10 protein-coding genes are annotated in these 14,509 nt (G+C 63.5%); 7 read left to right on the forward strand and 3 right to left on the reverse strand.

The genetic code is table 11. From position 1 onward, the window contains the following. Positions 1-12 precede the first annotated feature (12 nt). Positions 13-672 (forward strand): NUDIX domain-containing protein, encoded by a 660-nt coding sequence (locus QTL98_RS13460; RefSeq protein WP_445678980.1) that lies wholly within the window; start codon positions 13-15, stop codon positions 670-672. On the opposite strand, the gene QTL98_RS13465 is transcribed toward QTL98_RS13460, so the two are convergent. Beyond that, positions 654-3,509, reverse strand: coding sequence for an ATP-binding protein (locus tag QTL98_RS13465; RefSeq protein WP_445678981.1), 2,856 nt, complete (start codon positions 3,507-3,509; stop codon positions 654-656). The two genes, QTL98_RS13460 and QTL98_RS13465, sit on opposite strands and share 19 nt — an antisense overlap. A gap of 178 nt (positions 3,510-3,687) precedes the next feature. Beyond that, positions 3,688-5,031 carry an allantoate amidohydrolase gene (locus QTL98_RS13470; protein ID WP_445678982.1) on the reverse strand — a complete coding sequence of 448 codons (1,344 nt, stop codon included), beginning with the start codon at positions 5,029-5,031 and terminating at the stop codon, positions 3,688-3,690. A gap of 224 nt (positions 5,032-5,255) precedes the next feature. On the opposite strand from QTL98_RS13470, the gene QTL98_RS13475 reads away from it, so the two are divergent. The 6 genes from QTL98_RS13475 to QTL98_RS13500 all read left to right on the forward strand — a co-directional run bounded on the left by QTL98_RS13475 (position 5,256) and on the right by QTL98_RS13500 (position 13,012). Beyond that, a complete protein-coding gene (locus QTL98_RS13475) occupies positions 5,256-6,317 on the forward strand; it encodes a GMP reductase (protein ID WP_445678983.1) in 1,062 nt (353 codons plus the stop codon). 220 nt (positions 6,318-6,537) lie between these two features. After that, positions 6,538-7,626 (forward strand): class II fructose-bisphosphate aldolase, encoded by a 1,089-nt coding sequence (fbaA, locus tag QTL98_RS13480; RefSeq protein WP_445678984.1) that lies wholly within the window; start codon positions 6,538-6,540, stop codon positions 7,624-7,626. Positions 7,627-8,002: 376 nt separating this feature from the next. Next, entirely contained in the window at positions 8,003-9,130 is a 1,128-nt protein-coding gene (locus tag QTL98_RS13485; protein WP_445678985.1) for a patatin-like phospholipase family protein, read from the forward strand. Between the two features lie 325 nt (positions 9,131-9,455). Further along, positions 9,456-10,694: a patatin-like phospholipase family protein gene (locus QTL98_RS13490; RefSeq protein ID WP_445678986.1), complete on the forward strand. Its 1,239-nt coding sequence runs from the start codon at positions 9,456-9,458 to the stop codon at positions 10,692-10,694. A 62-nt stretch (positions 10,695-10,756) separates the two neighbouring features. Beyond that, positions 10,757-12,460 carry a methyl-accepting chemotaxis protein gene (locus QTL98_RS13495; protein WP_445678987.1) on the forward strand — a complete coding sequence of 568 codons (1,704 nt, stop codon included), beginning with the start codon at positions 10,757-10,759 and terminating at the stop codon, positions 12,458-12,460. Between the two features lie 90 nt (positions 12,461-12,550). Beyond that, a complete protein-coding gene (locus QTL98_RS13500; protein ID WP_445678988.1) occupies positions 12,551-13,012 on the forward strand; it encodes a cache domain-containing protein in 462 nt (153 codons plus the stop codon). A 111-nt stretch (positions 13,013-13,123) separates the two neighbouring features. Here QTL98_RS13500 and QTL98_RS13505 read toward each other — a convergent pair whose 3' ends face one another. Beyond that, the gene (locus QTL98_RS13505) at positions 13,124-14,410 is read right to left on the reverse strand and encodes a pentapeptide repeat-containing protein (protein ID WP_445678989.1); all 1,287 of its coding nucleotides are present in this window, start codon (positions 14,408-14,410) and stop codon (positions 13,124-13,126) included. Between the last annotated feature and the right edge of the window lie 99 nt (positions 14,411-14,509).

Genomic DNA, 14,509 nt, shown 5'->3' on the forward strand with positions numbered 1-14,509 from the left:
GGACCCTGCCCGATGACCAAGAATCACAAGCCATCGGCCGACCGGGTGCGTCATGTGGATCACCACAGCGAAGCGCCGACGCACAATCCCTGGCAAACGCTGGCGGTACGGCCGATCTACGCCAACGCCTGGATCCGGGTCAGCGAATATGACGTGATCCGCCCCAACGGTACGCCGGGCCTTTATGGCGTGGTGCATATGCAAAACCGCGCCGCCCTTGCCATGCCCATCGACGCCGAGGGCAACACGATGCTGGTAGCGCAATGGCGCTATACGCTGGAGCGGCTGTGCTGGGAGCTGCCCGCCGGCGGCGCGCCTGTAGGCAAGAACCTGCACGAAGCCGCTTTGCGTGAATTGACCGAAGAAACCGGCCTTGTTGCCGGGAAAAGCGCGCTGCTCAACCGTACCACCCTTTCCAACAGCTCGACGGATGGCGCCGGGGAAGCCTGGCTTTGCTGGGATCTTGCAGCCGGAGAGATGGCGCTGGATGAGACGGAGGAATTCAGCCTATGGCGGTTGCCAGTATGGCAAGCGGTCGGGCTGGCGCTGGACGGCACCATTACCGACACGCTGAGCCAGATGGCCCTTTTGACCTTTGCCGCCCGCCATGCCCGCGGCGACCTGCCGGAAGAGGTGATGAAGCTGGTGCCGCCTCAGGAAGCGGCCGAGTAAGCCCGTGCCGGTTCACCGGTGGCGCGCTGCAGGCCGGCCGGGGCGATGAAAGGCGTAAGCGCCGCAAACACCACCTCGATATCGGTCGAGCCGCGCTCGACCGCCAGCGCAATGCGCGAGACGAGCGCCTGCCGCTCCTCCGCCATCACCCGCGCCGAGGCCGTGACGATGATGGGCATCAGCGAAAACCGGTCATCCGCCCGCACTGCCTCGATAAAGGTAATGCCGTCGGTCTCCTCATGGCCGATATCGACCACGCAAAGATCGTACAGGTCACTGCCCATCAGGAGGTCGGCGGCATCGCGCGCATCGACGGCGGTACGGGCAACCCAGCCGAGCCCGGCCAGCAACGTGCCAAGGCTCTGCTGCTCTGCCGGGGTGGACTGCACAAGCAGCACATTGCCCTGCGGCCGGTCGAGCCCGCGCACCAGCGCGGCAAGCCGCTCCCGATCCGCCGCCGTTTCGGTGAGCGCCGCGGCACCGAAGGCAATGCCCTGCCCGCCCTCACGCTGGACGCCATAGAAAAGAAAAGGTGTACGCGTCTGCCCGCCGCCTTCCGCCATGATGGCGGACATCAGCGACCACGGGTCCATGCGCTGCACCATCGCCGAGACAAAAACGGCGGCAAAGACGTGCGAGCGCAGATGGTCGAGCGCCGTCAACCCGTCCGCCACCCGGTCGGCTGTCAGCCCCAGGCGCCCGGCGAGGGCATCGAGGCGTTCGCCCAGTTCCGGCTCCGGTTCGGCAAACAGGATCTGCGCTTCGCGCTCCTGCCCGGCACGGCGGGTCGGCGGCGGCAAGGGCAAGGTCTCTGACGCGCCTTCCGCTGCCGCCTCGCCGGCGAACTCTTCCATCTCCACCGGCAGCATGAGGCTAAAGGTGGAGCCCTCACCAAACACACTGGCAACGCTCACATCGCCGCCCATCATGCGGGCAAAGCGCCGGCTGATGGAAAGACCAAGCCCTGTGCCGCCGAAACGGCGGGCAATGTCGGGTTCGGCCTGGCTGAAATCGCGGAACAGTTTCTCGAGATTCTCCGGCTTGATCCCGATGCCGGTATCCTGCACCTCGAAGACGATCATACGCTCGCCCTCGCGCCGGATATCGAGCGTGACGGTGCCCTTTTCAGTGAACTTGCAGGCGTTGGCGAGCAGGTTCATCAGCGTCTGGCCGAAGCGCACCGGGTCGGTGACGATGGTTCCGGGGTCGCCGCCCGTTGCCCGCATCAGAAGCTGGTTGCCGTTGCGCTGGGCCAGCGGGCGCACAGTCTCGACAATATCCCGGCAGGCCCGCATCACCGGCATCGTCTCTGGATAAAGCTCGATCTTGCCGGCTTCGATCTTGGAGAGGTCGAGCACGTCATTGATGAGGGCGAGCAGGTGCCGGCCGGCGGTTACCACACGGCTGAGGCTGTCCTCGGCATCCGGCACCTCATGGTCCTGCAGTTCCTCGATCAGCATCTCGGAAAGGCCGATGATGGCGTTGAGCGGCGTGCGCAGCTCATGGCTCATGCTGGCAAGGAACTGGGATTTGGCAAGGTTGGCGGTTTCCGCCTGCCGGCGCGCATGGCTGAGCGCGTTGACGAGATCGCGCAGCTCGCGCGCCCGCACGCCCAGCTCCTCGTTGCGCATGTCGAGTTCGGCGGCATTGCGGCGGAAAATTTCCACCGTGCGCGCCATTTCGCCGATTTCGTCGCGGGCACCGAGATTGGGCACATGGGCGCTGTGATGGCCCCGGCTGATGGCGAGCATCACCCGGCGCAGCCGGTCAAGGCGCTGGATAACCACGCGGCCGACATATTGCCAGCCGACCAGCACGGAAATGAGCGCCGACAGGCCGCCTGAAAGCAGCATGGCGATATTCATGGCCGAGAGCGACCCGCGGGTCTGCGCCTGCAGCATCTCGACGCTCTGGCGGGTGCGGTCCACCAGATCGCGCGCAAGGCCTGAAAGCTGCTCGGCAATGCCTTCGCTGCTCTGCGTCAGCGCCGTCAACAGCGCCTGCTCGGTAAAGAGACGCTCCTGAATCGCCATGAAGCCGTCGTCGCTCTCCCGCCCCAGCACCTGTCGCAGCCGCACCAGACCGGCCGCGATCTCCTTGCCGGTATTGAGCGGGGCAGCCTGGGCGCGGGTAATGAGCCCGTCGATCTCCAGTTCGGCCTGGTCCCACTGGCTGCGCAGCACATCGGAGCTGCCGGCCTGCGACTGGCTGATGACGCGGTTGGCAATCCCTTCCGCCGAGCGGCCCACTTCGGTGATGTCCGCCATGGAGCGGCGCAGGGCATGCTCGCCCACCGTCTCCCACGGTACCGCCGGATCGGCGGCATCATGCATCCAGCCATTGATCAGCATGTTGATCTGGTCGACCTGCGCATGGACACGCGCCTCGGCGGCATCGGCGCGGGACCGGGTGGCATCCACCTCACGCGCCGCTTCGGCCAGACGCCCCATCACCTCGATCAGGCCATTGGCCCGGTCGGCGATAACCCGCAGCACGGGCGTAAGGCCGCTGAGCCCCTCCAGCCGGTGAACGCTGTTGCCGACCTCGCGCACCAGCGCTTCCACGGAGGCAATATCGCGGGCGCGCGCTTCCAGCGTGCGGCCGCCAAGTATCTTGGAAACGCGGGAGGCCAGAACCTCGGTCGTGCGGTCGAGGTCGAGCGCAACGGCGACACTGTCGAAGCGGGTGGTGGCAACGTCCTCGAACACCCCGGTCAGCCGGTTGCTCCACACCACCGAGACGGCGGCCGGCACCAGCGCCAGCAAGGCCACGATGAGAAAGGAAGTCTGCAGGATGCGGCTGACCCGCATCGCTCCCAGGCGACGCCTGACCGTCACTGGCTCCTTGTCCCTGGAACTCACCGCCGCTCGCCCTTACCCCACCGGTCCTGCAACGCTGCCTTACTCTCCGCGTCCACAGCCAGCCCCGTCAACCAAGCAAATGCATCGGTCGATCTATATCCGCAGCCGGAAGTAACGCCCTCTACAACACAGCACACTTCAGGGCACGCTTTATTCAGGCAGCGCTGAAGTTAAGCGCAAAGTTAAGCCACACGCGTGCGGCCACATCTGCGTCTTCTGCCGTGATCGATTCGGCCGGGTTGTGGCTGATGCCGCGGTTACAGCGCACGAAGAGCATGCCCACCTGGGTAAGGTCGGCCATCGCCATCGTATCGTGGCCGGCACCGCTATAAAGGTGCAACGGCTCAACGCCGACAGAGCGCACGGCAGCTTCCACCTGCCCGATCATGGAAGCCGAACACGGGGTTGCCGGCATCTCATAGATAAGGGTGTGATTGAGCGTAACCCCGCGCTTTTCGGCAATCGCCTCCAGCTCGGCCAGCAGCTCCGCCCGGAGGGCCTTGCGGCGGGTATCTTCCGGCCCGCGCAGATCGATGGTGAAGCGCACTTCGCCGGGGATCACGTTGATGGCGCCCGGCAGGGTCTCCAGCCGGCCAACGGTGCCGACCATACCGGGATGGGCGCTCACCACCCGCTCGACCGCCAGCACCATCTCGGCTGCCGCCGCCAGCGCGTCGTGGCGCTGCTTCATCGGCACGGTGCCGGCATGGCCAGCCATGCCAAGGACGGTGAGGTTGAGGCGATCGGCGCCGGCAATGGCGGTTACCACGCCTACCGGCAGGTTTTTCGCCTCCAGCACCGGCCCCTGCTCGATATGCACTTCAAAGAAACCGAGCGCATCGTGCTTCTGGCGCCGGATCTGCGGGATATTGTCGGGGTTGCAGCCGAAATCGGTGAGCGCCTCGCGCAGGGAGATGCCGTTTTCGTCCATCTCCTCCAGCACCTTCATATCGAAGGTGCCGGCGATGGCCTGGCTGGCGAAGAGACTGGTGGAATAGCGCACGCCCTCTTCATCGGCAAAAATCAGGATTTCGATGGCGAAGGGCAGCCGCACGCCGGCCCTGTTGAGCGCCCCGACGGCACTGATCGGCACCAGAAAGCCCAGCATGCCGTCATAGCGCCCGCCCTGGCGCACCGTATCCTGATGCGAGCCCGTCATCAGGGCCGGCTGGCCCGGCTTCTCCCCTTCATAACGGCCGACGAGATTGCCGACATCGTCGATACGGGTGGTCATGCCGGCGGCTTCCATCCAGCCACGGATGAATTCGTAGGCCAGTGCCTGTTCGGGCGAGCAGACGAGGCGGGTAACACCCGGACCGCCTTCGCTCGCCTCGGCCAGCTTGTCGGCACGGGCCATGATCTCGGCGCCCAGCGCACCGGCGGGCGGCAGGGAAAAGGCGGAAAGAGCGGTATCCGGCATGATCATGAAGGTCCGATTGCTGGCAATGCTTGCCGCTTCAATAGCATAAAGGGCCGTGTGGACGGGAACGTTTCGCATTTCCGCATCCCGGCAGGCGGAAAATTACCCGCAGTACCGGGTCTCAATGCCGCATTATGTCATTTCCGCGCTTGCAGCCGGACGTCAGTGCGACTAGATGCACTCGTCAAGGATTTGGTGCCGCGCCCTTCCCGTGCCCCCAGGATGCCATCAGGGCGCCGCCTCCCCCTTCGACCTTGATCGCCCCTTTGTTAAGGCCCCGCCCGCGGGACCACGGAGTAACCATGCGTATTGAGGAAGATCTCAAGCTCGACTTTTCCGACGTTCTCATCCGCCCGAAGCGCTCGACCCTCAAGAGCCGCTCTGAAGTGGATGTTGCCCGCAGCTTCAAGGCCCGCCACAGCGGCAAGACGCTGACCAGCGTGCCGGTGATGGCCGCCAACATGGACACCATCGGCACAATCGAGATGGCGCGGGCGCTGGCGGCGCACGGTTGCAACACGGTGCTGCACAAGTTCTACAGCGTCGAGCAGCTGACACAGTTCTTCTCCGGGGCCGACGAGGCGCTGCGCTCGCATGTCTGGCTCTCCTACGGCGCGACCTCCCGCGACGTGGAGAAGCACGCCGCCTTTGAAGAGGCGATGAAGAAGGCCGGCGCCGGCAACAACATGCCCGACCGCATCTGCCTCGATGTCGCCAACGGCTATCAGGAAGCCTTCGTCCATTTCGTCGCCGAGTTCCGCCAGCGCTGGCCGGAAAGCGTGATCATGGCCGGCAATGTGGTGACCGGCGACCTCGTCGAGCAACTCATCCTCACCGGCACCGATATCGTGAAGGTCGGCATCGGCCCCGGCAGCGTGTGCACCACCCGCAAGATGACCGGTGTCGGTTACCCGCAGCTGTCCGCCGTTATCGAATGTGCGGACGCAGCGCACGGCCTCGGTGGCCTTATCTGCTCGGACGGCGGCTGCCAGGTGCCGGGCGATGTGGCCAAGGCCTTCGGTGCCGGCGCGGATTATGTGATGCTGGGCGGCATGTTCGCCGGCCATGACGAGTGCACCGGCGAGATCATCGACGGGAATCCGAAGCGCATGAAATTCTATGGCATGAGTTCGGACACCGCGATGGACAAGTGGCATGGCGGCGTTGCCGAATACCGCGCCTCCGAAGGCAAGACGGTGGAAGTGCCGTATCGCGGCCCGGTGGATGCCACCATCCGCGAGATTCTGGGTGGCGTGCGTTCCTCCATGACCTATATCGGTGCACGGACGCTGAAGGAGATGTCCAAGCGCACGACCTTCGTCCGGGTCGGCCGGCAGCTCAACAACGTCTTCGGCGCCTCCTGACGGCAGGACCGGCAAGCCCCTTGCGGGGCCTTGCCGGGCGTCACAAGGAAAGCGGCGAAAAGCAAAGAAAAGAGAAAAAGAAAAGAATTCGAAACCACATCCCATTGCCGCCCGCGCCGGGCGGCAGTAGGATGCGCGCCGACCGCCGGCGGCCGGTCGAAACGGATGGCCGCCGCACCCTGCTTTTTCATGCTGATCACGGATCGACAAGGAGCAACCCATGACCGCCGCCACCACTTCGGCTCCCCGCCTGCCCGCAGGCGTGGTGACTGGCGAGGCCTACAAGACCCTCGTTGCGGCCTGCAAGGCCGGGGGCTACGCCCTGCCCGCCGTCAACGTCACCAGCACGTCGACCCTGAACGCCGTTCTGGAAGCTGCGGCCCGCAACAAGTCCGATGTGATCGTCCAGCTCTCCAACGGCGGTGCCCAGTTCTTCGCCGGCATGGGCCTTGCCGATGCGCTGCGCGCCCGCATCATCGGTGCGGTTTCCGCTGCCCGCCACGCCCAGATGGTGGCCAAGGAATATGGCATCTGCGTCGTGATGCACACCGACCACGCCAACAAGAAGCTGATCCCGTGGGTTGAGGGCATGGTTGCCGCTTCCGAGGCCGAAGTGGCCGCCGGCCGCGCCCCCCTCTTCTCCTCCCACATGCTCGACCTTTCGGAAGAGACGCTGGAAGACAATCTCGCCCTCAGCGCCAGCATGCTGAAGCGCATGGCCAAGATGGACATGGCGCTTGAGATCGAGCTCGGCGTCACCGGCGGCGAGGAAGACGGCATCGGCCACGACATTGACGATGCCGCCGAGAACCCGCACCTCTACACCCAGCCGGAAGACGTGCTGCAGGCCTATGACCTGCTCTCCCCGCTCGGCGAGTTCACCGTGGCCGCCAGCTTCGGCAACGTGCATGGCGTCTACAAGCCGGGCAACGTCAAGCTGCGCCCGGAGATCCTCAAGAACAGCCAGTCGCTGGTCGCCGAGCGTCACAAACTTGGCCACAATCCGCTGAACCTCGTGTTCCACGGCGGTTCGGGCTCCGAGAAGGAAAAGATCGCCGAGGCGCTGACCTACGGCGTGTTCAAGATGAACATCGATACCGACACGCAGTTCGCCTATTCCAAGCCGGTCGGCGACTATGTGAAGGCCCATACCCGCGCCTTCGAAACCCAGATCGAAGACGACGGCACCCCCTACAAGAAGTACTACGACCCGCGTAAGTGGGTGCGCGCTGCCGAGCAGGGCATGATCGAGCGCCTTGATGAGGCCTTCAAGGATCTGGGCTCCGTCGGCAAGTCGCTGGCCCTCTGATCCGGTTATCCGGATCCCGGGCGACTAGCCGCCCGGCGTGAAAGTCAAGAAAACGCTCCCCGGCCAACCGGGGAGCGTTTTCTTTTGATCTATCCTGACCCCGGCTTGCCATCGGATGGCAACAGAAGCGCGGTATGCTGGAGCGGATCGGACAAGAAAGCCCGATGGTTCCATGGCTGGATGATTAGGCGATAAATATTGAGCAAAAATCTATTAAACAACCATATGTTGACCTGAGATAAACTCTCAGCAACCCTTTATGCAATAGCCCCGGCGACAACCGGCAAGCTCTTGAAAAGAAAAGGCCTTCCAGTTTCGAGAAAGGCCGGTTCCTGGGAAGGTCAAGCGCCCGCCTTGAAGAAAGTGTCAGGCGGCCATGATCAAGAGAGCAATCATTCTGGGTGGCGGCGGGCCGGCAGTCGGTCTGGCGCTGGGTGCGCTGCGCAAGCTGGAAGCGGCATCGCTGGAGTTCGATGTCATCACCGGGGCCAGCGTCGGCTCCTGGCTCGGCGCCGTCTGGGCGCTGGCGCCGGAAGGCGAGCGTTTTGCGGCGGCACATGACTTTTTTCGCCGGGTGTTCCGCCCCGCCGAACATTATGATCGCTTCCCGGTTCCGCCGATGTTCGTGCCGGACTGGGGCGCACTGGCCAAGGGCATGATGAGCCATGCCACTGATCCCGACAGTTACCGCAACCTCGTCGTGCCGGGCATGATGCATGAGGCTGCCGGCGCCATGAGCCGCTTTGCCGGCAATCCAAGCGAATGGACCTACGACCAGGCCTGCAACATCGCCTTCAACCATATGATCGCGCCCAATCCGCTGGTGCGCTTCTGGACAAGCGCGATGTACCGGGCACCGATCACCGGCCTGTCACGCATGCATATGGATGAGAGCGACAGCGTGACCGCGCTGGATTTGGCGCGGCTTTATGACGAGGGCATGCCGGCGCTCTATCACAGCGCCTTCAACCTCAAGACCAACCAGCTGGAGATGTTCTCCAACCACCCGCACGAAGGATATCGCCCCATCACGGCGGAGAGCCTCGCGGCCAATTCGGCCCTGCCCTTTATCGAGGCCCCGGTGCTGATTGACGATACGCCCTTCGCCGAAGGCGCGCTTGTCCATGCCCTTACCATCACCGACCTCATTAAAAACCATCCCGATCTTGACGAGATCTGGGTGTGCCGCCTGCTCGATCACCGGCAGCTGAAGCCGCCGGAAACACTGCTGGACGCGCTTACCAACCTGATCATGACCTTTGCCGCCTCGCTCAGCGCCTCGGATGTGGAAGTGCTGCGGCAGACCCTGGCAAACCATCCCCGCCCGTGCCGGCTGATCGAAATCCCGGTCTCGACGGGAATCGATTACCACTGGACGCTCGCCAATCTCGAAAACGGGATCGCCGAGGGCGAGATCGCGGCGACACAGGCGCTGGAAAACTATTTCTTTCCACCGCCCCCGTCAGCGTCGCGAGGGCTTGGCCGCTTGCTGCGGCGCAACTGAGACGTGCCGGGCGACCACCCGCATTACGAGAGGCCGCCCGGTCATTCGAATAAAACTGTAGCGCTATTTTTACTCAAAATAGAATTTTGAATACATGCACTGAAGAAGAAAAATGAATCGACGGCTTACCATTTAGATTTATATCAAATTGAAGCATTTCACATTTTTTAAAACGCTCCAGAAAACAGCAATGTCCGATTAGCATATTAAATTATGCCTATTGACAACTTTTCGTAGTGAGTCGCTAGATAATTGTGCGTTGCAGCGTAAAGGGCTGAAGCCCCGGTGGGCGGCGGCCCTGACCCAGCACAGGGAGATGCACCGGATGAAGAGAGCGATCGCACTGGCCGGCGGCGGACCGGCTGTCGGCCTCAGCCTCGGCGCCCTCAAGCGGCTGCATGAGGAAGAAGATATCCACTTCGATATCTATACCGGCTCCAGCATCGGTTCCTGGCTCGGCATCCTGTGGAACACGGCCGACCCGGGCCGCGAGTTCGAAACGGCGCGTGATTTCTTCCGCACCGTTTTCCGCCCCGATGCCGATTACGCAAAATTCCCCATCGCCACGATTTTCGCGCCGGATTGGCAGGCCAACACACTGGCCTTCCTCAATTACGTGACCGATCCGGCAAGCTATAGCGGCCTTGTGGTGCCGGAGATGATCCGGACGGCCGGCGAAGCGCTGTTTTCCTTTGCAACCGATCCGAGCCAGTGGACGCAGGGCAATCTCAATGCCCTGATCCTCAATGCGTTCATGGCACCCAATCCTGTCATCCGCTTCTGGACCAGCGCGATCTACCTGTCGCCGGTGCTCGGGCTTTCCCGCGTCTATTATCCGAACTCGCCGGTGCTGGCGCGCATCCCCTTCGACCGTCTTTATGAAGCGGACCGGCCGACGCTCTATCACAACGCCTATAACCTGACCCGGCGGGAGGCGACCTTGTTCTCCAACCGGCCGGAGGGCGCGATCCGCCGCATCGAGCCGCGCAGCCTGGTGGCCAACTCCGCCCTGCCCTATATCGAAGACCCGGTCGAGATCGACGGCATGCAGTTCGCCGAAGGGGCGGTGATCGACACCGTCAACTTCGCCGACATTCTCCAGCGCCACCCGGATATCGAGGAAGTGTGGGTCAGCCGCCTGCTGGATGTCAGCCAGGCGCGCCCGCCGAAAAACCTGCTGGATGCGCTCAACAACCTCGTCATGCTGTTTGCCGCCACGGTAAGCGAAGACGACATCAAGCTCTTCAAGTTCCACATCAAGGAAGAGCAGCGGCCGGTCCGTGTCATCGAAATCCCGGTATCGATGGACATCGATTATGACTGGACCTGGAGCAATCTCGATCATGGCATTGCCGCCGGTTACGAGGCAGCGAGCGGTGTGATCGCCCGTTACCGCAGCGAAAGCGGCCATATCGAAGCCAAGCTCGACGGCGCTCCGCTGCCGGATGCGCTTGCCCGTGCCGCGGAAGCGACACCGGGTACAACCGTCGCAGCGCTCCCGGCACCACGGACACGTCCTCCCTCTACCGGCAGAAGCCGCAAACCGGCTGCCCGCTCGGCCTGAGTAGGGGCCGGACAGGCCAAACCTTCCATCTCTTTCGGATTAGTTGTTCAGGAATTCATACGATGGCGAACTGGTTTTCCAATCTGAAGCTCAGCGGCAAGGTTTCCCTGCTGCCGGTCGTTCCCCTGCTGTGCATCATCGGCCTTGCCGCGCTCAGCGACCGGGTACTCGAACAGCAGAACCAGCGCCTGACGGAGCTTCGGGATGGTGCCGCCGCCAAGGCCCGTATCGCCGCCGAGATCAGCGACTATGTCGCCCGCACCCATACCGAGCTTTATGTAATCAGCACCTGGAAGGCCGCCGGCGTGCCTGATGACAATCTCAACAAGGCCAAGGCCAGCTTCGCCCAGACCTTTGACGAGGCGATAAAGAAGGCCGAGCAGCTTGGCGCCCGCAAGGATCTGACAGCCGAGCAGGCCGACCTCATCAAGCAGACCGAAGCCACCCTTGCCGAATATCATGACCTCACCGATCAGGTGTTCGGCATGATGGATATCGAGTTTACCGGCGCGGTTTCCTTCATCTGGTCGGCACAATCCTCCTTCGAGGCGCTCGATACCGGGCTCAAGAAGCTGGTGGGCAGCGCCAATGCCGAGACCGATGCGGCCTATGCCGACATGGCGCGGGTAGCCGGTACGGTGCGCTGGGCCAGCCTGATCGGCGCCGGCGCCGCTCTGGTGCTGACCCTCGCCATCGTGCTGCTCGTCGGTCGTGCCATCGCCAACCCGGTGCGGCGCCTCACCGCCCAGATGCGCCAGCTGGCTGCCGGCGACCTCGACATCAACATCGATGCCCGCGGCCGCAAGGACGAGCTGGGCGAGATGGCGGAGGCGCTGGAAATCTTCCGTCAGAACGGCCTTGCCATGCGCGCCGCCCAGCTGCGCGAGGAAGAAGGCAAGCAGGCTGCCGAGGCCGAGAAGCGCCGCCTGCTACACAATGTTGCCGGCGATATCGACCAGACGGTGAAGAGCGCGGCCACCACCGCTTCCGAGGCGCTCTCCAACATCCGGGAGCAGACCCGCCTGCTGATCGAAAATGTCGACCGCACCAACAAGCAGGCGATGGCGGTTGCCAATGCCTCGACCCAGACCAGCGGCAGCGTTAACACCGTAGCCGCCGCGGCAACGCAGCTGAACGGCGCCGTGCGCGATATCGACACCAACATCAAGAGCATCACCACCATTGCCCGTGAAGCGGTGGGCGAAGCCGAGCGGGCGGACCGCACCGTCAATGGCCTGCGCACCGCCAGCGACCGCATCGGCGAGGTGATCAACCTCATCAACGACATCGCCAGCCAGACCAACCTGCTGGCCCTCAACGCCACCATCGAAGCGGCACGTGCGGGTGAAGCCGGCCGGGGATTTGCGGTGGTGGCAACCGAGGTCAAGACGCTGGCCGGCCAGACCGCCAACGCAACCGAGGAAATCACCGGCGAGATCAATGCCATCAAGGCCGAGACGGAAGAGACGGTGGCCGCCATCGAGCGCATCTCCACCATCATCAAGCGTATCGACACCTCCCTTGCCACCATCGCCGATGCCGTGACCCAACAGGGCGAGGCCACGGGCAAGATTTCGCTCAGCATGTCCGAAGTCGCGGCCAGCACCCAGCAGGTCTCCAGCGATATCGGCGGCGTCAGTGAAATTGCCGAGGAAACAGGCCGTTCCGGCCAGAGCATCGGCGCTACCAGCGAAACACTGACGTCCGGGTTCGAACAGCTCGTCGCTTCCATCGACGGCCTGGTGACCCGGCTTAAAGCGGCCTGAGGACAAGAGCCGCCCCTGCCCCGCTGGCTGCAGCCATTCCCGGGGTCTCCTTACCCATCACCCACTCCCACTGGAGCTAGAGACAGAAGAATGGTCCGTTTTGCCCTTTCCCTCTTCGCCGGGCTTGCCCTTTTCGCCTCTGCCGCGTTTGCCGATGCCAAGCAGGACACGGCCGTTGCCATGGTGAATGACGCCATTGCCCATTACGACCAGGTTGGCCGCGACAAGGCATTTGTCGATTTCAGCGACAAGAACAATGCCGAGTTCGTGAAGGGCGAGTTCTATGTCATCGCCGCCGACAGCGAGAAGGGCACCTTTCTCGCTCATCCGATCAATCCGGCGCTGGTCAACAATCCCAAGATCTGGGACCTCAAGGACGTGAACAACCGCTACATCATCCGCGACATGGTGCAGGCGGGCAAAGACCACCCCGATGGCGGCTGGACCGAATATGTCTGGACCCAGCCCGAGACCAAGAAGCTGACCCCGAAAAAGACCTATGTGAAGGTCCATGACGGGCTCTTGTTCATGGTCGGTTATTACGAAGACTGAGCTCGCATCCGGCACGCCTTCCAGGGCCTGCCGTCCGATCGCAAACAAAAACCCCTCCGGTTCAGGCCGGAGGGGTTTTTGCTGCTAGAAACCTGCCGCCCGGCGCCGACCTCAAAGGCCGATGGCGCCCCGCGTGACGGTGCCCTGAAGATTTGCCCCTTCCAGATTGGCACCGGTGAGGTCCGCGCCAGAAAGATCGGCATAAGCGAGGTTGGCGGATTTGAGATTGACGCCCCGCAGCACCGCGCCGGCAAGGCGGGCATGCTCAAGCTGGGCATTGGTAAGGTCTGCCGCCGACAGGTCGGCCCGCTCCAGCCGCGCGCGCGTCAGGTTGGCGCGCCAGAGCACATTCTGCCCGCCCCCGATTGGCACCGGGCCAAGGCGCGCGCCCACCAGCACCGCATCGTCAAGCGTGGCACGGGAAAGATTGATGCCGCGCCAGTCGGCCTTTTCGGCATCCACCCGGCGCAAATCGGCATAGCTGAGATCGGCCATCGCCATGGCGACACGGCGCAGGCTTGCCCCCACCAGCACGGCCGCCGACAGCATGGCCGCGGAAAGCAGCGCCCCGTCGAGATCGCGCCGGCCGAGATCCATACCGCCCAGATCGGCCCGCTCACCCCGGCTGCCGCCGCTTTCCACCCATTCGCCATGGGCCTTCAAAATCTTGTAGAGACCGATTTCATCCAGCGCGCGCGTACGGTCGGTCTGCGACAGGTCGGTGTGGCGAAAATCGGTGCGGTCGAGGATGGCGCCGACAAGGCTTGCCCCGCGCAGCTTGGCATCCACCACCCGCGCATCGGTCAGCACGCTGCCGACAAGGTTGCAGCCGGAAAGGTCGCAACCGGTAAGGTCAGCACCCGTCAGGTCGCAGCCTGAAAGGTCGGAGCCGGCCATGTTGGTGCCGGAAAGGTTCGCCCCGCGCAGAACGGCATCCGTCAGATCCGTCTGCATGACGAAACCATTGGAAAGCTTGGCGCGGGAAAGGTCGGAAGAACGCATGCTGGCGCAGGTTAGCTCCGCCACCAGATTCTCGGCCTCGATGGTGACGATCTGCAGGCCGTTGCGGCTCTTGCGCATCAACGTGCCGTTGCGCAAATCCACATCCACCATCGTGGCTTCATTAAGCGAAGCACCGCGCAGGCACACGCCGCGCATATCCGCCTGGCTCACATCCACCCGGTCCATCATGGCAAGGCGCAAGTCGGCGGCGAAGAGGTTGACCCGGCGCAGGTCCGCCCCGACAAGGCGGGCGCTGAACAGCCGCGCGCCGGACATGTCGGCATCGCGCAGCATCTGGCCGGAAAGGTCTAGATTGGAGAGATCGTGCAGCTTCAGCTGCGCACGGCCGCTGCCGCGCCCCTCCAGAAAATCCCGATGCAGCGCAAGCGCAGTCATCAGATCCTGCTGGGAGATGCGGACCCGGTCGAAGTCTGATTTCGGGGGCAGTGTTTCAGTCACAGCGCACCAAGCATCCCGCAGATATCAGGGCAGTCT

Source organism: Radicibacter daui (assembly GCA_030657355.1).
Taxonomy (GTDB): domain Bacteria; phylum Pseudomonadota; class Alphaproteobacteria; order Radicibacterales; family Radicibacteraceae; genus Radicibacter; species Radicibacter daui.

Bases quoted from the DNA above. Each gene is read 5' to 3' on its own strand.
- QTL98_RS13460 (WP_445678980.1), top strand. From the start codon at position 13: ATGACCAAGAATCACAAGCCATCGGCCGACCGGGTGCGTCATGTGGAT.
- QTL98_RS13475 (WP_445678983.1), top strand. From the start codon at position 5,256: ATGCGTATTGAGGAAGATCTCAAGCTCGACTTTTCCGACGTTCTCATC.
- fbaA (WP_445678984.1), top strand. From the start codon at position 6,538: ATGACCGCCGCCACCACTTCGGCTCCCCGCCTGCCCGCAGGCGTGGTG.
- QTL98_RS13505 (WP_445678989.1), bottom strand. From the start codon at position 14,410: ATGACTGCGCTTGCGCTGCATCGGGATTTTCTGGAGGGGCGCGGCAGC.
- QTL98_RS13470 (WP_445678982.1), bottom strand. From the start codon at position 5,031: ATGCGAAACGTTCCCGTCCACACGGCCCTTTATGCTATTGAAGCGGCA.
- QTL98_RS13490 (WP_445678986.1), top strand. From the start codon at position 9,456: ATGAAGAGAGCGATCGCACTGGCCGGCGGCGGACCGGCTGTCGGCCTC.
- QTL98_RS13495 (WP_445678987.1), top strand. From the start codon at position 10,757: ATGGCGAACTGGTTTTCCAATCTGAAGCTCAGCGGCAAGGTTTCCCTG.
- QTL98_RS13500 (WP_445678988.1), top strand. From the start codon at position 12,551: ATGGTCCGTTTTGCCCTTTCCCTCTTCGCCGGGCTTGCCCTTTTCGCC.
- QTL98_RS13485 (WP_445678985.1), top strand. From the start codon at position 8,003: ATGATCAAGAGAGCAATCATTCTGGGTGGCGGCGGGCCGGCAGTCGGT.